We start from the raw sequence: 18,384 nt of genomic DNA on the forward strand, positions 1-18,384 counted from the left end.
AAAAATTATCTTAATTTAGCGAGTATTTTAACTGTACTTTACGCGAAAAGAATGGGTGTGGGAAGGGGTGTTTACTACCTTTACTTCCACATTGCTGACAGAAGCGAACGGCGAGGGACCTTTTTTAATTTCTTCAATAAATTTTTGGATATTACTTTCTTCACCTTCAGCATCAATTTCTACTTTTTGATCGTCTCGATTTCGTACCCATCCGTTAATGGAGCATTCCATTGCTTTTAGCTGCGTGTAGTGACGGAACCCAACCCCTTGAACGCGTCCGTCTACAATCATATGCACATGTTTTTTCACTGTTCTCACCTCACAGGCAATTTTCCCTTTTTTATAAAAAAGAAAACAACTATAATCTTACTTTTCACTGTATAATAGAAAAAGACATTGTAAGACTTTAACAGTTTTAATGTAGATTAAATAAGAAAGAAGGGTTATGAATGCAAGCAGCAGCACGAACGCAGCAAGCGCAGCCGGCGACGATTTACCGTATTTTATTTGCTATTAGTTTAGGACATTTCCTAAATGATTGTATGCAGTCCGTTATACCGGCACTTTTTCCAGTCCTTGAAAAATCGATGAATTTAAACTACACGCAAATCGGCTGGATTGCCTTTGCTTTAAACATGACGTCATCGATTATGCAGCCGGTATTCGGCGTATTTGCCGATAAGCGTCCCTCGCCGTTTTTATTGCCAATTGCAATGTGTTTAAGCATGATTGGTATGGTTGGACTCGCTTTAGCGCCAAATTTTTATTTTGTGATTATATCTGTTTTATTTGTAGGATTCGGATCCGCTATTTTTCACCCGGAAGGTTCTCGCGTAGCGTATATGGCAGCAGGAGGAAAGCGGGGGCTGGCACAGTCTATTTATCAAGTTGGCGGGAATACTGGACAGTCGATGGCTCCGCTGTTTACGGCATTTATCTTTATCGGACTTGGTCAGTTTGGAACAATTTGGTTTACGTTAATTGCAGGTATCGGCGTAGTGGTTCTATACAGCGTCTCTAAATGGTATAAATCAGAGTTAGCTACTCGTCAACGCTTGAAGAAAAAGCAGTCAGATGCTTCATTTACGATGAACAAGCAAATTATTTTTGCGATTGGACTTTTAATTTTTCTCGTTTTTGCACGTTCATGGTACGGAGCAGGCATCCTTAATTTCTTTCAGTTTTATATTATTGAAAAATTTAATTTGCCTATCAAAAGCGCTCAGCTTTACGTTTTTTTATTTATGATTGCAGGGGTGTTTGGAACATTCTTTGGAGGTCCGCTTGCCGATCGTTTCGGAAAACGAAATATTTTATTGTTTTCTATGTTAGGGTCAGTACCGTTTACTTTATTACTCCCTCACGTTTCTCTCGGAGTCGCAGCGCCTCTTTTAATACTAATCGGCTTTATTCTCCAGTCAAGTTTCAGCGTCACGGTCGTCTATGCTCAAGAGCTGATGCCGGGGAAAATTGGCTTGGTTTCCGGCTTAATTGTAGGGCTTGCTTTTGGGATGGGAGCTTTAGGAGCTGTTGTATTCGGTAAATTAGCCGATGTCTTCAGCCTTCAGTTTATTATGCTGTTTTGCAGCTATTTACCAATCCTAGGGCTGTTAACATGGCTGTTGCCGAGCGATAAGCGTGTGAAAGAAATACACGAAGCAAAATAAGAAAAAGAAAAAGCAAACGCGCCTTAGCGTTTGCTTTTTTTATGAGCGTGAAGCAAATTTCAAGACGAATTCATATTTTTCTCCTACAATAGATACAATAGAAATTGAAAATCGAAAGGAAGAATCAGCTATGATTAAGCTAAGCGTATTGGATCAGTCTCCAGTTTCAAGCGGATCAACACCAAAAGAAGCGTTAAAACGTACGGTGGAACTGGCAAAATTAACGGAAAAGTTTGGCTACCATCGCTTTTGGGTAGCGGAACATCATAATACGAACGGTCTTGCAGGCTCATCTCCAACTCTTTTAATGACGCACTTAGCTTCTCAAACGAGCCGAATCCGAATTGGATCTGGAGGAGTCCTTCTTCCTCAATACAGTCCGTATAAAGTAGCAGAAGATGCTCAGCTGCTTGAAAATCTGTTTCCGAATCGAATTGATTTAGGTCTTGGACGCTCACCGGGAGGAGATGCGCTGACGCGGCTAGCGCTTACAGATGGAGTACGTAAAAGCCTCAATGAATTTCCGCGGCAAATTCAGGCGTTAAAAGGACATCTTGAGCATAATTTGCCGTCTGACCATCCGTATTACGGGGTGACAGCTTATCCGTTAAGTGAAACAAAGCCGGAACTGTGGCATCTTGGTATCAATAAAAGAGGAGCAAGATCAGCTGCTGAGCTGGGCATTTCTTTTACGTTTGGACACTTTATTTATTCAGTTGGTGGACAAGAAGCCATTCGTCATTATAAAGAAGAATTTGTCCCTTCTTCGTATCAATCAAAGCCTAACACCAACGTATGTGTATTTGTTGTATGTGCAGAAACAACAGAAGAAGCCGAGGAACACGCCAAAACGTTGGATGATTGGCTGTTGAAAGTAGCCAAAGGCGGAGACACAACAATTTCATCGATAGAAGAAGTGCGCAATCGTTCTTATTCAGAAGAAGAGCTTAAAAAAATAAGCACCAATCGTCCTCGTATGATCGTAGGAAATCCAGCTGAAGTAAAACAAGGGTTAACTCAGCTGCAGCAAAAATACGATAACGACGAATTTTTAATTATTACAAATATCCATGACTATGAAGCAAAAAAGAAGTCTTATGAATTGCTTGCAGAGCTATTTCCTCAACCCTCATTTTTTTAAGAAAAAGATGGAGGGTGAGGAAGCTGTTGATATGAGAGGGATTTAAGAGTGGGGGAAAAGTGTTTGCTCCACTAATTACTTAGATAACGCCCTAGCTTAGTAATGTTTTCAGATTTATATTTCTTTGTAAATTGATGTTTTTAAATAATGATAAATAGTAGTATTTTATAAAATTTTTATTTTATTGAAGAACAGAATGAAGAAAATTTTCGTTATGCTTAACATGAGGATTGTCAGGAACAAACGAAGCAGCAAGAGAATTATGTTTTTTAGCTTCGTGAAATTTAGATAGTTTACTGTAGCATAAACAAAGTTGTAAATGAGGAAGCCATGTATAACAAGGCTTATTCACAAAAGGACTAGTATTTGGAATTTCTATTTCTGTAGCGAGTTTATACCAAGAAATAGCTTTTTCAATACAATTCTGCTGTAAGTATATAAAGCCTAATCGACAGCAAATCTCTCCTCTTGGAGCATGATATCTGAAAGAATTGATACAACTATCAATAGCATTAGACCAGTCTTTTAAATAAATATAGCAATCTGCCATTCTTCCACAAGCCTCAATATTATCTTCAAGCCATCCTTTTGCGCCATCTAGAAACTTCTGGTACCATTCAATTGCTTGTTCGTACATACAATGATCTTTACACTCGTTAGCATAATAATACTGATCTCTAGGAGAAAACGATTTTCCATCCTTTAATAATTCTTCATAAATTCGTAAATTACGATCACTGCTTTTTTTAAAATTTTTATGAGTAATAGCAATATCCGAATCAATAACATTTCCGTATACTTCTAAAAATTCATGTACAAAACCAAACCACTTAAAATTCATTTTGCGCTTAACAAGACGGTTGCGCCGGGAGATGAAACTCGGATTACCACTCTCATCAAATGCAAGGTGATAATTCATTGATACAGCATCTATATTGGGATTCAATGTTTGTTTTAATGTTAATAACTTTACTTTATTTTCTGCAGTTATAATATCATCCGCATCAAGCCATAAAATATAGTCTTTCTTAGCTTTAGAAAAAGCAAAATTCCGTGCAGCTGAAAAATCATTAGTCCATTTGAAATCATAAATAAAATCTGTGAATTCAGCAATAATCTTCTTTGTCTCATCGGTAGATCCTGTGTCAACCACAATAATTTCATCAACTATTTCTTGAATAGATGATAAACAATCCCTTATCACAGCTTCTTCATCTTTTACAATCATGCACAAACTAATAGATATAGATTGATGTTCTTTCATTCCCTCACCTCCAGATTATTGTATTAAATTGCCCAAAAGATTGTGTTGAACTTACAAAAAAATACATTTTTAATTAAGGTAGATAATGCTTTTGGATTAGCACATACACCAAGTAATTCAGCCTTTTATACAACTTTATTATATCCACGATTTCTTTGTGAACGGAGATAATGGAGGCCGATAAATTACGCCAAAAGTTGCTCGTAATCCTATTATTTGAACTTATTTTTAGCGTTAGACCTCTGTTTGTTTCTCTACCAGAATTTTTTCGTTAAAATGTGAGGAATCCACTTGCTCATATACTATCAGCTTCTTATATTTTCGAAGTTTGTTGTTCTACTTATTTTTCTGTTTTAGATAAGCTTATAAATGTTTGTGGAAAAGTACAGTAGTGTTTTTTGTAACTTTTATTTATGTAAAAAAGGAAAAAAACAGTTGCCCCCATATAATTTAATTTATAAAGATATGCTGCTTTGAAAACCAGAACCTAATAGAACGTCATTAAACGGCTCTACAATAGCTTAACGATACATTATCAAACCCGTTTATTTTTTAAAGAAAAAGATGGGGTTTTTTTACGGGATTAAATGTTAGAATATTTAAAAAGGAGGAGTGACATGCAAGTAGAGCAAAAAAGTGTAAGCAGCCAAACTAATAAGATTACCTATACATATATTAAAACAGGAGGGCCTCGCATTTGCTTTATGTTTTCAGGGCTAGGCTATACGTACGAAAAGCCCCTGTTGTATTATGTAACGATGCTGATGATAAAACACGGAATTGACGTGGTTCAGATTCACTATACATATTCCAAAGAGCTGATGACAAAGTCTACAGATGAGATTGCAGACGTTATGATGAAAGACATTTGTTTAGTGCTGCAAGACGTTTTGCCTAAAAATAGCTATAAAGATATCATATTTGCAGGGAAATCGCTTGGGACCATTCCTCTAATTCAGCGAGTTATGAAAGATGAAGTTTACAAAGACGCAGTGATGCTTTTACTGACGCCGCTTTTAACAAGAACAGAACTGTTTGAAAGTTTACTAAAAAGCTCTCACAAAGGTCTTCTTGTAATAGGAAGTGGTGATCACTATTATACTGAAGAAGTTTATCGATTAAAAACAAATCTAATGAATATTGCGGTCATCGAAAATGCCGATCATTCATTGGATGTTTTATATGCTCCAGCAGAATCGTTAAGGGTGCTGGGAACCGTTTTGGACGGCATAGAACAGCTTCTTTGAGACAGGAAATAAGGAAAGGAGAACAAAATGGATACGCTACGTGAAATTATTTGCGAAAAAAGAGCCTACAGCTATTCACCTCATACTCATGATCATAACTACAGTCAGCTTTTGTTTCCGCTAGCAGGCGCTCTTGATATTCAAGCAAGCGAGCAGCACTTAACGCTGCAAGAAGGATGTTTTTACATTCCGCCTCGTCAGCTTCATACGTATCAAGCTAAAAATACAAATGAATGTTTGGTTGTTGATATTCCTTTGAAATTTACAGAAAGTGCGCATCTTTCTCAAGAAGCAGTTTTTATTCAATGGGATTCAACCTGGAAAGCACTTCGCTACCTGTTACTTGATGGGCTTCAAAAAAGCACTGACAGGGGGGCGCTTGAAGATTTAGTCCGTTACGTTCAGCATTATTTACCAAAGAAACAAACGTTTAAATCCATTGATTACCTTCATGTTAACTTTAATCAAGAGTTAAACATAGAAAGTCTTGCTAAGCTGGAAAATTATCATCCTGCCTATTTTTCCGCTTGGTTTAAACAAAAAACGGGTTATTCGCCTCAAAGCTATGTAGCGCATATACGTTTAAATAAAGCAAAAGAACTGCTAAAAGAGAGCAGCTACTCGGTAACGTATATTGCGCATGAAGTCGGCTATCACAGCTTGTCTTCATTTACGAAATGGTTTGCAAAACAAGAAGGAGTCTCACCGACGCGATATCGAAGTATCTTAAAAACAGACAAATAAGATCATAAAAGCGGAAAAACTTTTTTCTTTCTTTTAGCTATGATAAAAGAAAGGAGATGAAACGATGAATACTTCATTATCAAAAATACTTATTTTATGTGCCGCAGTTTTGTGGGGAACAACAGGAACCGCCCAAGCTTTAGCATCTGCTGAAGCGCATTCCGTGGCTATTGGAGCCGTACGTTTAGCGGTAGGGGGACTAGCGCTTCTTACAGCTTGTCTTATACAAAGAAAGAATGTGGACGTAAGACGTCTTCCTATTTTGCCTCTTGCGGTTGCTGCAGCAAGTATGGCCGCTTATCAGCCGTTATTTTTTTCCGCTGTCATTAAAACGGGTGTTGCAGTAGGCACAATGGTGGCAATTGGCAGTGCGCCTGTTTTATCAGGAGTATTAGATTACATAGTGTACCGCAAGAAACCTATAAAAAAATGGTTGCTTGCTACGGTTACTGGTATTATAGGGTGCAGCTGCTTGCTGTTAAAAAAAGATACTCAAATCGACGTGATAGGTTTGGGTATGGCGATAGGAGCAGGGGCGTCTTTTGCTTGCTATACGACTGTCAATAAAAAAATTGTTCAGCATGTTGATCCGCAAGTAGGAGCTTCGCTTGTGTTCACAGCCGCCGCCGTTTTACTGATACCATGCTGGTTTATGTACGATATGAGCTGGCTAGTCTCTTTAAATGGAATGGGGATTGCTCTTCATTTAGGAATACTTACGACGGCGATTGCTTATGTATTATTTTCTACAGCGCTTAAGTCAGTGCAAGCGTCTACCGCCGTAACGTTATCGTTAGCAGAGCCCGTTACCGCTTTTTTACTTGGCGTCTTTTTCTTAGGAGAATCTCTAACTTTGGTAAACATATGCGGAGCAGCACTAGTATTTGCTAGCTTAGCGTTTTTAACGTATTCTCCGAAGTCATCGCTAAATCAAGAGGTGCATATATAAAAAATCCCCCCGTTCTTTAAAGAACGGGGGGATTTTTTATTAAGCGTACATGCTAGCTACTTGTTTTTGCAGGTTGCTGTCTTCTAAATACTCATCGTACGTCATTTGCTTGTCAATTACTCCATTTGGCGTAATTTCAATCACACGATTCGCAATCGTTTCAACGAACTGATGGTCATGAGATGTGAAAATCATTGAACCTTTGTAGCTGATAAGTCCGTTGTTTAGTGCTGTGATTGATTCTAAGTCAAGGTGATTCGTAGGATCGTCTAGTAAAAGAACGTTCGAACCGCTTAGCATCATTTTAGAAAGCATACAGCGAACTTTTTCTCCTCCGGAAAGAACGTTGGCTTTTTTCAACACTTCTTCACCAGAGAATAGCATTCTGCCTAAGAAACCGCGTAAGAAGCTTTCGCTTTGATCATTAGGTGAATACTGACGCAGCCAGTCTACTAAGTTTAAATCTCCGTTTTCAAAGTACTCGGAGTTGTCTTTTGGGGAAAAGGCTTGAGACGTTGTGACACCCCATTTGTACGTACCGCTGTCTGCTTCCATTTCACCCATTAAAATCTTCATTAATGTTGAATTTGCAAGTTCGTTTCGGCCTACAAGAGCAATCTTGTCATCTTTATTCATAATAAAACTTACGTTATCAAGTACTTTTACGCCGTCAATTGTTTTTGTTAAACCTTCAACGCGAAGTACGTCATTTCCAATCTCACGTTCCGGCGTGAAGTTCACGTATGGGTAACGACGAGAAGAAGGACGGATGTCATCTAATGAAATTTTATCAAGCAATTTTTTACGAGACGTTGCTTGTTTTGATTTCGATGCATTTGCGCTAAAGCGAGCGATAAAGGCTTGAAGCTCTTTAATTTTTTCTTCTTTTTTCTTGTTTGCATCTGACGCCATTTTTTGTGCTAATTGACTTGATTCATACCAGAAATCATAGTTACCAACGTAGACTTGGATTTTACTGAAGTCAAGGTCAGCAATGTGCGTACATACTTTGTTTAAGAAGTGACGGTCATGTGATACAACAATGACTGTGTTTTCAAAGTTAATTAAGAACTCTTCTAACCATTGAATTGCTTGGATATCCAAGTTATTCGTAGGCTCATCTAGAAGTAATACATCAGGTTTTCCGAATAAAGCTTGTGCAAGAAGCACTTTTACTTTTTCACTACCCGTTAGTTCAGCCATTTTTTTGGCGTGAAGATCTTCAGAAATACCTAATCCTTTTAAAAGAATAGCCGCTTCTGATTCTGCTTCCCAACCGTTTAATTCAGCAAATTCACCTTCAAGCTCAGCTGCTTTCATTCCGTCTTCATCTGTGAAGTCTGCTTTCATATAAATAGCATCTTTTTCTTGCATTACTTCATAAAGGCGAGCGTGCCCCATAATAACGGTTTTCATAACTTCTTGATCTTCATATTCGAAGTGGTTCTGTTTTAAGACAGCAAGGCGTTCGCCAGGGCCCATATGTACATCACCAGTCTGAGATTCAATTTCACCAGATAAAATTTTTAAAAACGTTGATTTTCCAGCACCGTTTGCGCCGATTAATCCATAGCAGTTACCAGGCGTGAATTTAATATTCACATCTTCAAATAACTTTCGGTCGCCAAATCGTAAACTTACATTACTAACTGTAATCATGTATGAGCAGTCCTCCAAATTCAATATCTATAAAATTATACCATTCTTTTGAGATAAGAGCGATATGAATACAATATTTCAAACATAAAGTGTAACCGACACTTTAAGCACTCGTCAACCATTTAAGGGATTTTTTGAGCGGTAACGCTTGATTATTCTAGCATTCACCAAAACTTTGAGCAGCAAACTAGTATATCTAAGCCTTCAGTAAGCAGCTCTTTTTCATTTTTAAGATGGATGTTGTATTCCTTTGTATAAGAAACAAAAAGAAGAATAATACTACCTGGTAAATAAAAGAATTTCTATGAAGTAAACACTGATATTTTACGGATGCTTATTTCTAAAATTGCTTTGATATGGACATAAATAGGGTGATGATTATGTGGAAATTAGTTGTTTCCTATCTTCCAGAAGGGCCAGTTTTTATACAAGCAGTTCTGGTTTTTTTCATCCCGTATATAATCTACAAATTATTAAGCGGGATTCGTAATTCAGAGGAAGAGTGATGAAAGTGAAAAAATGGAGATCAACAATAAAAAAAATAGGAAACCATGCGAATGAAAAGGAAAACAAACAGGAATTTACATCTCAAAATTCATCTAATCATGTTACGGATCATTTAGCTTTAACTCTAAAAGCAGTTAAAAATGAAATTGGTCATAACTCCGACGTTCATTTTCGGGAGTTTATTATAGGACGTACAGGCATTCAGGCAGCTATTATTTTTGTAGAGGGGCTATCAGATAAAGATCTTATTGAAAAACATATTTTGTCATCATTGATGGCTGATTTTTCAAAAGAATACCAACAGGATCAGCTTTACGTAAAGGAAAGCCTTTCAAAACAGTTTATTAAAAGCCAAGTATTATCAATCAGTGATGTAGAAGAGGTTCATTTCATTAAAGAAGTAACATCAAAAGTCTTAACAGGATCTACGGCTCTTTTAATTGACGGAATATCACCTGCTTTAATTCTTGGTACAAGCAAAGTGAAAACAAGGACGATTGAAGAGCCCGTATCAGAAGCATTAGTGAGAGGGCCGAGAGTAGGCTTCACTGAATCTTTAAGTGATAATACTTCTTTATTAAGAGGAAGCGGAGACATTGAAAATTTGTCGCTGGTGAAATTTCAAGTAGGAAAGCGTTCCAAAAAAGACTTAGTTGTTGCTTACATAAAGGAAATTGTTGATCCAGAACTAGTTGAAGAAGTAGAAAAACGAATTAAAAAAATTGATCTTGATAATGTACCGGAGTCAGGATATGTGGAACAACTCATTGAAGATAATTACCTTAGCCTATTTCCTCAGGTGCAGAATACGGAGCGTCCTGATCGTGTAATTGCTGCTTTGATGGAAGGGAGAGTAGCCATCTTATTAGACGGGACGCCTTTTGCTTTGATTGCCCCCGTTACGTTTAGCATGATGCTACAGTCGCCGGAAGATTATTATGAAAGGTGGATTCCCGGTACATTTATTCGTTTTCTTCGTTATATTGCAGTAGTTCTTTCCCTTTTTACACCGGCTTTGTATATTGCTTTTATTTCGTTCCACCCAGGGATGATTCCGACTAAATTGGCTATTTCCATTATAGGAACAAAGTCTGGAGTGCCGTTTCCAGCCCTTATAGAAGCCTTATTCATGGAAATAGCTATCGAAATCTTGAGAGAAGCTGGACTCAGGTTACCAAAACCAATTGGTCCAGCAATGGGAATTGTCGGTGGATTAATTATTGGAGAAGCTGCTGTGCAGGCAGGGATTGTTAGCCCTATTTTAGTGATTATTGTGGCGTTAACTGCCATTTCATCGTTTGCTATTCCGCAATATAGCGTCGGGATTTCATTGCGTATTCTTCGCTTCATAGCTATGCTATGCGCTGCCATACTTGGATTATACGGCGTCGTTTTATTTTTCCTTTTTATGACCAGTCATTTGGTGAAACTAAAAAGTTTTGGCGTATCTTACATGAGTCCAGCGGTACCCTATCGTTTAAGTGAATGGAAAGACTTGATGGTCCGTATGCCTCTTATGATGATGAAAAGACGTCCAAAGATGATGCACACCAAAGATTCTCTACGAAAAGGATAGCAGCTTATGATAAAAGGAAGTGAATCAGAGGTAATGATAAATTCAAAAGATCGTATTACGACGCCACAAACAGCTATTATTGTCATCAATTTTATACTTGGAACTGGTATTCTGACGTTGCCTCGAACAGCTGCGGAACAAGTGAAAACACCAGATGTGTGGTTAACTGTTATTCTAGGAGGAATAGTCACCATGATAGCAGCGATAATCATGGTGAAGTTAAGCCGGAAATTCCCTGGAAAGACGTTTTATCAATACAGTAAAGAAATTACAGGGAAATGGTTGAGTAAGTTAATTAGCTTACTTATGATAGGTTATTTTTTACTGCTTGGTGGTTTTCACGCTCGTTCATTGGCAGAAGTAACCGGATATCTCTTGCTGGAAGGAACGCCGACGTGGGCTATTATTATGCCATTCATGTGGATAAGCCTCTATTTAATTAGAGGGGGCATTAATCCGATCGCTCGACTGTTTGAAATTATATTCCCTATTACCGTTATTCTTTTTTTACTGGTAGCTTTTATGAGTATGAAAATATTTGAAATAGATAATCTGCGCCCCGTACTTGGATCAGGAGTCCTTCCTGTACTAAAAGGGGTAAAAACAACTGCTCTTGCATTCACCGGTCCTGAAATCATGTTAATCATTTTAGCTTTTATGAAAGAACCGCACAAAGCAGGAAAAGCTGTGCTAGTTGGAATTACTATTCCTATATTTATTTATGTGATTACTGTTGTAATGGTGATTGGAGCGTTATCGATTGATGGAGTAGTAATAAGAACATGGCCAACGCTTGATTTAATAAGGAGTTTTGAGCTGACAGGCTTGATTTTTGAACGATTTGATTCCTTGCTGCTAGTTGTATGGATCATGCAGATGTTTGCTTCTTTTACTATTAACCATTACGCCGCTTCATTAGGACTGTCTCAGCTTTTCCAAAAAAACATTCATCCATTTATGTATGGTTTGCTTCCGGTCATATATCTTATTTCCATGATTCCTAAAAATATTAATGATGTATTTAAATTGGGAGATATGATTGGCAATATCGCCTTAGTTTTATTTGGCTTTTTGCCGCTGCTTCTTCTCATTATTTCAAAAGTAAAGGGAGTAAAATATGAAACAAACCTTTAACCATTTCCAGTACCTATTGGTTTTGTTTTCTGTTTTTTTGCTCTTTCCTCTGGCAGGCTGCTGGAGCAGTCATGAAATTGAAGAGCAAAGTTTTGGAGTGGGTGTGGCCTATGATAAAGGTAAGGAGTCCATAGCTGAAAAAGAATTTGATGAACAAGGAGAAGGGTATACTAAAAAGAACCTGATTACGTCAACTTATCAACTTATCACTCCTCAAGTCGCAAGTTCAACCACTAAACAAGGAGGACCGCAGCAGAAATCTTACGTAAATATTTCGGAAACAGGAGATTCTCCTTTTCAAATGCTTCGTGAATTATCTTTAAGAAGTGACACTCCTTTAACTAGTCCTCATATGAAAGTAATGGTTATCAGTGAGGCCCTTGCACGAGCGTATAGTTTAGAGCAATTAGTGGACCAAACTCTTCGGGACAATGATTTTAGACCTAGTTGCCTTGTGTTTATTAGTAAAGGAAGAGCTAGCGACACGTTAGAATCAAAAACAGCAGGAGAGATCCCAGCTTTTCACCTGTATGGAATGATAGACAATACGTATCGAACAACGCGGGTTTTACCGCCCATGCCGCTTATTAAATTAGCAAGCAAGATTCAAACTGGATCTAGTTTTCTGTTGCAAAATGTATTATCAGCAAATGGAGAAATCAAATTTGCGGGTGCTGGTATAATTAAAGGGGAAACAAGCAAAATGATTGGTTTTTTGAATGAAGAAGAACTAGATGGTTTGGCTTGGATTACAGGGAAAGGGAAAGGCGGGCTAGTAAAAAGCTTTGATAAAAAGACCGGTCAGCTGATTGTATATGAAATAGAGTCTATGAAAAGTCACATTCAACCCCATGTTAAAGGAGATAATATCTCTTTTGATGTACACATTGAATCAGTGGGAAGGCTATCTGAAAGTTGGATGACCTCAGGGAGCTCTTTTAATAATCAATTTTTACAGAATGCGCAAAAAACTTCAGAAAAAAAAGTAAAGTACCTGGTAAGAAACGTACTAGAAAAAATGCAAACAAAATATAAAGTTGATGTTGCAGGTTTCGGAAATCAATTGAGAATTAAGCAGCCTATAACATGGATGAGGGTCAAAGGAAATTGGGATCAAACATTTAGTGAAGTGCCAATTAACTATGATGTGAAGTTAACGATTAAAGATTATGGAGCATCCGGATCAAAAAAGTAAGCACCTGACTGTAACTTTGCTTATCGTTATTCAAAAATGAAAAAAACCTAAAAAAATAATAATCTCGGAACTTCCCACGAAATACTCATCGTATGCTTCGTACAGAGCCTTCAACAAACAACAAATAAGAGCTGCCGGTTTTCGACAGCTCTTATTTGTTGTTATTCAAAAATATAAGCTAGTGCTTGAAGAGCCTGTTCTGGCGTTTCGACTACAACTTGGGCTTTGTTTGACAGTTCTTTAAGCGGGTGGTGCAGTTTTTCAGGGCGAACCAAAATTAGCGGTTTATCTAATGCGATGGCTGTCGCCGCATCCATTGCGCTGTTCCACTGTTTGTATTTTTCACCAAATAAAGCAATGACCACATCAGATTTTTTAAGGAGCACCTGTGTGCGTAAATTATTAATTTGAGAAGCAGCTTCATCTTTTAAGACAGCATTAGGCTGTTTTCCTAAAATTTCTTCTCCAATGTTGTCGGAGCGGTCATGGTCTGTCATGGGACCGACAAAGGTAAGGGGAAGGTTTAATTGTTCTGCTTGGTTTTTAATTTCGTCTCGCCAGTTATCGTGAATTTGCCCGGCAAGGTATACGGTTAAGTTCATTATGTAGAAGTCCTCCTCTAACTAAGATTTGTTTTATTTTATCAAATGTAAGCGGATAATACGAATGATTTGAATGGGCTACTTTTCCAAAAATAAGGTTATAGTAGACAAATAGTTAAAAAAGAGAAACAATAGAAGGCGTATTGCTAATTAAAGAAAGGATGTACATGATGACAGAAACAGTGCTACAAGTAGATCATGTCAGTAAAGTAATTGGGAAGAAAACCATTTTGCATGATGTATCCTTATCGGTTGAGCGCGGTGAGATTTTCGGATTGCTTGGTCCGAACGGATCTGGAAAAACAACGCTCATTCGTACCGTCGTAGGACTCATTAAAGAAACAAAGGGAACAATTACCGTCAATGGTTTTCCTTTAAAAGAACAGTTTACATCAGCTATGAAATCAATTGGAGCGATTATTGAAAATCCTGAGTTTTATGATTATCTGACGGGCTATCAAAATTTAAAACACTTTGCGAATATGCATGAAGGGATCACAGCAGAACGCTTGGATGAAGTGATTGCGCTAGTAAAGCTTGAAAACAGCATTCATGCAAAAGTGAAGACGTATTCCCTTGGGATGAGACAGCGTTTAGGAGTAGCTCAAGCTATTTTACATAAGCCTGCATTGCTTTTACTAGACGAACCAACAAATGGTCTAGACCCAGCGGGAATGAGAGAATTTCGTACATATTTACAAACCCTCTGCAGGGAAGAAGGTATTTCAATTTTAATCGCGAGCCACTTATTAAAAGAAGTGGAAGCATTATGTGACCGCGTTGGTATTATTCAAAACGGCGAGTTAAAAGCTGTTCAAGATCTATCTCCAAATCGTCAAGATCAAGGGATGTATGTAGAATTTGAAGTATCTGACGTGCAACAAGCAGCGGATCTTTTATCTCAAGAATTCCAAGTAACAATAAAATCCGATAGTATTGATGTAGTGATTATGAAAGAACAAATTCCAGCTGTGAATAGAAAATTAGTGGACAGCGATATTTTAGTCTACCGAATCACTCCTGTTTATGAGACGCTTGAAGATTCGTTTATGTCCGTTACGGAGGGAGAGCACCATGCTTAAGTTAATTCAAAATGAACATATGAAATGGTTTTACAAAAGAAGTACAAAAGTCACGTTTATTACAATCGGCATCTTAACTCTTTGTATGGCTCTTTTAATGAAGAAAGTAGCAAACAGCGCAGGAACGGAAGACAACATATTGAATTTCCTGTCATTTAGTGCAGGCATGCTGATCCTCGTTCAATTTTTCGCGCTTGCTGTTGGAGGATCAATGGTTGCAAAAGAGTTTGAAGCGGGTACCATTAAGCTTCTTTTAATTCGCCCTGCTAGACGTTCAACGATTTTAACGTCCAAGTACATAACGCTCGTTTTAATTAGCTTGTATTACTTGCTGAGCTATTTGCTTTTTTCGTTTGTATGGGGAGCATTGTTCTTTGGATTTGCCAGTCTAGAAGGAGATGCGCAGCTGCTTAAAAACATTACGCTTACGTATGACAGCGCGTATATGGAAACGTTTATGATGATGACGTTTGCTTTTATGCTGTCGTCTTTATTTAGAAACAGCGCGCTTGCTTCAAGTCTAGCTATTGTCGTAAGTATTGGGGCGAAAGCAGTAACTGGGATAGTATCGCAGTTTGGTCTATGGTGGGGGAAATTTTTACTGTTCGCCAACACAAACTTTGTGCAGTATATGGACGGAATGAAGACGATGTTTGACGGAATGACAATTCCATTTTCAATCTTCATCTTAGTTGCACACTTTGTCTTCTTTATGGGCGTAGCGTGGGTGGCGTTTTTAAAACGTGACGTAGCTAATTGATGTGAGAATTTTCACACTATATATTTTTCTAAAATAGCATTTGACAATTAAATAAAAAGAGATTACAGTAGTGAAAGACTATTTTTAAAACAACTATAAACTTCTTATCAAGAGAGACGGAGGGACTGGCCCTATGATGTCTCGGCAACTGGCTGTACGCAGTGCGGTGCCAAATCCAGCAGACGATGTTTCGTTTGGAAGATGAGAAGGGTAATCTTATGATACAAATAAGAGACCTCTTCTTATCAATAAGAAGAGGTCTTTTTTTATTACGTAAACAAGAGGTGTTAAGAATGGAACAACAAAAAGGAAACGGCTGGGCGCTGTTACCGCTGGGCGTCTTTTTAGTCCTGTTTGTCGGATCAGGAATTATAACGGGAGATTTTTATAAGCTGCCTGTATTAGTAGCTATTATCATTGCAGCCATCGTGGCGCTGGCTATGAACCGCAAAGATTCACTTAATGTAAAAGTGGAACGTTTTGCTAAAGGAGCAGGGCATCCTGATATCATTATTATGGTACTTATTTTTATTTTGGCAGGTGCTTTTTCTCAAGTCGCTAAAGGCATGGGAGCTGTTGATTCAACGGTAAACTTAGCTCTGTCTGTGCTTCCACAAAGCTTAGTGGTAGTCGGAATCTTTGTTATTGGCGCATTCATTTCAATTTCGATGGGAACGTCAATGGGAACGATCGCTGCGTTAGGGCCTATCGCTGTAGGAATCAGTGAGCAGGCGCATGTATCCATTACATTGGCAATTGCTGCTGTTGTTGGTGGTGCAATGTTTGGAGATAATTTATCCGTAATCTCTGATACGACCATTGCGGCAGTTCGTACGCAAAAAACAAATATGTCAGATAAATTAAAAGTAAACTTTTTTATTGTCCTTCCTGCAGCGATTGTTACAGTGATTTTATTACTTGTAATGACGCTAGGCAATACGTCATCAGTAGAAATTAAAGATTTTAGCTGGTTTAAAATCTTGCCTTATGTCGGCGTACTCGTTGCTGCCATATTTGGTGCAAACGTATTAAGCATTTTAACCGGAGGAATTGTATTAGCCGGCGTAATTGGATTAGCTGACGGAAGCTACACGCTTTCTTCTCTTGCTAAAACTGTGACAGAAGGTATTGGCGGAATGTCGGAATTAATTATTTTATCTCTTTTAATTGGCGGAATGGTTGAACTCATTCGCTATAACGGTGGTATTCAGTTCTTATTGAACCTATTAACACGACGCATTCAAACAAAAAAAGGCGGAGAATTCAGTATCGCTGGATTAGTAAGTTTAACCAATTTAGCCACGGCTAATAACACGATTTCAATTATTACAGCAGGTCCGTTAGCGAAAGAAATCTCTGATAAGTATTCAATTGATAATCGTAAATCAGCCAGTCTGCTCGACTTGTTTTCATGCAGCGTTCAAGGGCTTATCCCTTACGGTGCACAAATGCTTCTCGCAGCAGGATTTGCTAAAGTTTCACCGGTTGAGATTATTCCATTTACATTCTATCCAATGTTAACAGCGGTTTGCGGTATCATTGCGATTGTAATTGGCTTTCCTCGTTTAAATAAAAAATCAAAATCATCTAAAGAAGCTGCGTAATATCAAACCCTTAAAAAGAACATTCTTTTTAAGGGTTTTTTACTGTTTGAAAAAATCAGTCGGCTTTTTTTCATCTAGCTCCTTCCAAAGTGTCTCATTTTGTTTAAGTGCATAAGCCGCTCCTCCGATTTCAATTCCGCATAATAAAATGAATAATAAAATACCCATGATATGACCTCCTTATATAAGTGAATAAAAACATGATTGTAACGGGTTTAGCTTATTGCTTTTTCACTTTATAATGAGAATAAAGTATGAAACGCGTTTCAGCGCAAGAGAAAAAGGTGAAAACATGACAAATATCCGAGATATCGCAAAAAAAGCTGGTGTATCTGTTTCGACCGTGTCACGGGTTTTAAATCATCATCCGTATGTAAAAGAAGAAAAGCGCCGTCTGGTAGAAGAAGTAATTCAAGAACTTAATTACGAACAAAACATTAATGCCGTTCACTTATCAAAAGGGAAAACAAATATGATTGCCGTCGTCTTGCCTTTTATTAATCATCCTTATTTCAGTCTGCTTTTAGAAGGAGTGGCCTCTCAAGCGTTAGAAAAGCAGTATCAGCTTGTTATTTGTCAGACGAACTATGATGTAAAAAAAGAAGAAGAAGCGCTTCATATGCTAAAAACAAAGCAGGTTGATGGAGTGATTATTTGTTCTAGAGCAGGCAGCTGGAGCACGATTGAATATTATCAGCAGTACGGGCCGATAGCCGTGTGCGAAAACGTACAAAATCGTTCTATTCGCTCCGTATACGTTGATCATTATGCAGCTTTTAAGAAAGCGCTCATGTATTTAAAAGAAAAAGGATATACGGATATTGGCTACTGTATTGGAAGAATGACGGGTACAAATAGTCAACAGAGGCAGCAAGCATACAAAGAATATGTAGAAAGAATAAATGAGCCTTATCATCCGGAATGGGTGTTTCAAGGCTGTTTGAACGTGACAGATGGTGAAAAAGTGGTGAAAAAATTGGTGCAGATGAAAAATCGGCCTCAGGCGCTTTTAGTAACAAACGATCAAGTCGCTATTGGTATAAAAGCTCAGTGCGAACAAGCGGGTATATCAGTTCCAGGCGATTTAGCTATTATTGGTTTTGATAATCATCCGCTTTCTTCTTATTTACAAATCACAACGATCGAACTTCCTCTCAAAGAAATGGGCGAAACGCTTTTTAAACTAGTCAGGAGCAAGGATCCTCAAAAAATTGAGCTTCCTTTTCGGTTTATTGAGCGTAAAAGCGTATAAA

The 18,384-nt window shown here is 37.9% G+C and carries 17 protein-coding genes and 1 riboswitch; of the genes, 12 read left to right on the forward strand and 5 right to left on the reverse strand.

The window, feature by feature from the left end:
• Positions 1–27 precede the first annotated feature (27 nt).
• A complete protein-coding gene (locus tag MKX72_RS11075) occupies positions 28–309 on the reverse strand; it encodes an acylphosphatase (RefSeq protein WP_013083031.1) in 282 nt (93 codons plus the stop codon).
• A gap of 140 nt (positions 310–449) precedes the next feature.
• On the opposite strand from MKX72_RS11075, the gene MKX72_RS11080 reads away from it, so the two are divergent.
• Positions 450–1,667, forward strand: a complete 1,218-nt coding sequence (locus MKX72_RS11080; protein WP_028413468.1) for an MFS transporter — start codon at positions 450–452, stop codon at positions 1,665–1,667.
• A 130-nt stretch (positions 1,668–1,797) separates the two neighbouring features.
• A complete protein-coding gene (locus MKX72_RS11085) occupies positions 1,798–2,808 on the forward strand; it encodes an LLM class flavin-dependent oxidoreductase (RefSeq protein WP_034265824.1) in 1,011 nt (336 codons plus the stop codon).
• A 181-nt stretch (positions 2,809–2,989) separates the two neighbouring features.
• On the opposite strand, the gene MKX72_RS11090 is transcribed toward MKX72_RS11085, so the two are convergent.
• Positions 2,990–4,072 carry a tetratricopeptide repeat-containing glycosyltransferase family 2 protein gene (locus MKX72_RS11090; RefSeq protein ID WP_223260153.1) on the reverse strand — a complete coding sequence of 361 codons (1,083 nt, stop codon included), beginning with the start codon at positions 4,070–4,072 and terminating at the stop codon, positions 2,990–2,992.
• A gap of 617 nt (positions 4,073–4,689) precedes the next feature.
• On the opposite strand from MKX72_RS11090, the gene MKX72_RS11095 reads away from it, so the two are divergent.
• The 3 genes from MKX72_RS11095 to MKX72_RS11105 all read left to right on the forward strand — a co-directional run bounded on the left by MKX72_RS11095 (position 4,690) and on the right by MKX72_RS11105 (position 7,012).
• Entirely contained in the window at positions 4,690–5,319 is a 630-nt protein-coding gene (locus tag MKX72_RS11095; protein WP_155008142.1) for an alpha/beta hydrolase, read from the forward strand.
• Positions 5,320–5,346: 27 nt separating this feature from the next.
• The gene (locus MKX72_RS11100) at positions 5,347–6,063 is read left to right on the forward strand and encodes a helix-turn-helix transcriptional regulator (protein WP_155008141.1); all 717 of its coding nucleotides are present in this window, start codon (positions 5,347–5,349) and stop codon (positions 6,061–6,063) included.
• 64 nt (positions 6,064–6,127) lie between these two features.
• Positions 6,128–7,012, forward strand: coding sequence for a DMT family transporter (locus MKX72_RS11105; protein WP_155008140.1), 885 nt, complete (start codon positions 6,128–6,130; stop codon positions 7,010–7,012).
• Between the two features lie 39 nt (positions 7,013–7,051).
• Here MKX72_RS11105 and MKX72_RS11110 read toward each other — a convergent pair whose 3' ends face one another.
• Positions 7,052–8,671, reverse strand: a complete 1,620-nt coding sequence (locus tag MKX72_RS11110) for an ABC-F family ATP-binding cassette domain-containing protein (protein ID WP_155008139.1) — start codon at positions 8,669–8,671, stop codon at positions 7,052–7,054.
• A gap of 505 nt (positions 8,672–9,176) precedes the next feature.
• Here MKX72_RS11110 and MKX72_RS11115 point away from each other — a divergent pair.
• From MKX72_RS11115 to MKX72_RS11125, 3 genes are read left to right on the forward strand one after another with little or no spacing between them, the layout of a single operon-like run.
• Positions 9,177–10,754 carry a spore germination protein gene (locus tag MKX72_RS11115; protein WP_034265842.1) on the forward strand — a complete coding sequence of 526 codons (1,578 nt, stop codon included), beginning with the start codon at positions 9,177–9,179 and terminating at the stop codon, positions 10,752–10,754.
• A 6-nt stretch (positions 10,755–10,760) separates the two neighbouring features.
• A complete protein-coding gene (locus MKX72_RS11120) occupies positions 10,761–11,888 on the forward strand; it encodes a spore germination protein (protein ID WP_034265845.1) in 1,128 nt (375 codons plus the stop codon).
• Complete coding sequence (locus MKX72_RS11125) at positions 11,872–13,083, forward strand: Ger(x)C family spore germination protein (RefSeq protein ID WP_034265847.1); 1,212 nt, start codon at positions 11,872–11,874, stop codon at positions 13,081–13,083. The genes MKX72_RS11120 and MKX72_RS11125 overlap by 17 nt, the downstream gene beginning before the upstream one ends.
• A gap of 161 nt (positions 13,084–13,244) precedes the next feature.
• Here the strand turns inward: MKX72_RS11125 and MKX72_RS11130 are convergent, their stop codons facing one another.
• Positions 13,245–13,685 (reverse strand): YtoQ family protein, encoded by a 441-nt coding sequence (locus MKX72_RS11130; protein WP_025752263.1) that lies wholly within the window; start codon positions 13,683–13,685, stop codon positions 13,245–13,247.
• Positions 13,686–13,855: 170 nt separating this feature from the next.
• Between MKX72_RS11130 and MKX72_RS11135 the strand changes: the two genes are divergently transcribed.
• The 3 genes from MKX72_RS11135 (at position 13,856) to MKX72_RS11145 (ending at position 17,131) form a co-directional block, all read left to right on the forward strand.
• A complete protein-coding gene (locus MKX72_RS11135) occupies positions 13,856–14,767 on the forward strand; it encodes an ABC transporter ATP-binding protein (protein WP_034265850.1) in 912 nt (303 codons plus the stop codon).
• Positions 14,760–15,527: an ABC transporter permease gene (locus MKX72_RS11140; RefSeq protein ID WP_034265853.1), complete on the forward strand. Its 768-nt coding sequence runs from the start codon at positions 14,760–14,762 to the stop codon at positions 15,525–15,527. The genes MKX72_RS11135 and MKX72_RS11140 overlap by 8 nt, the downstream gene beginning before the upstream one ends.
• Positions 15,528–15,628: 101 nt before the next feature.
• Positions 15,629–15,735, forward strand: a riboswitch (SAM riboswitch).
• Between the two features lie 85 nt (positions 15,736–15,820).
• A complete protein-coding gene (locus tag MKX72_RS11145; RefSeq protein WP_034265856.1) occupies positions 15,821–17,131 on the forward strand; it encodes a Na+/H+ antiporter NhaC family protein in 1,311 nt (436 codons plus the stop codon).
• 39 nt (positions 17,132–17,170) lie between these two features.
• Here MKX72_RS11145 and MKX72_RS11150 read toward each other — a convergent pair whose 3' ends face one another.
• Positions 17,171–17,299: a hypothetical protein gene (locus tag MKX72_RS11150; RefSeq protein WP_255219815.1), complete on the reverse strand. Its 129-nt coding sequence runs from the start codon at positions 17,297–17,299 to the stop codon at positions 17,171–17,173.
• Positions 17,300–17,423: 124 nt separating this feature from the next.
• On the opposite strand from MKX72_RS11150, the gene MKX72_RS11155 reads away from it, so the two are divergent.
• Positions 17,424–18,383, forward strand: a complete 960-nt coding sequence (locus MKX72_RS11155; protein WP_028413456.1) for a LacI family DNA-binding transcriptional regulator — start codon at positions 17,424–17,426, stop codon at positions 18,381–18,383.
• The last annotated feature ends 1 nt before the right edge of the window (position 18,384 follow it).

Source organism: Priestia sp. FSL R5-0597, assembly GCF_038006305.1.
Lineage (GTDB): Bacteria > Bacillota > Bacilli > Bacillales > Bacillaceae_H > Priestia > Priestia zanthoxyli.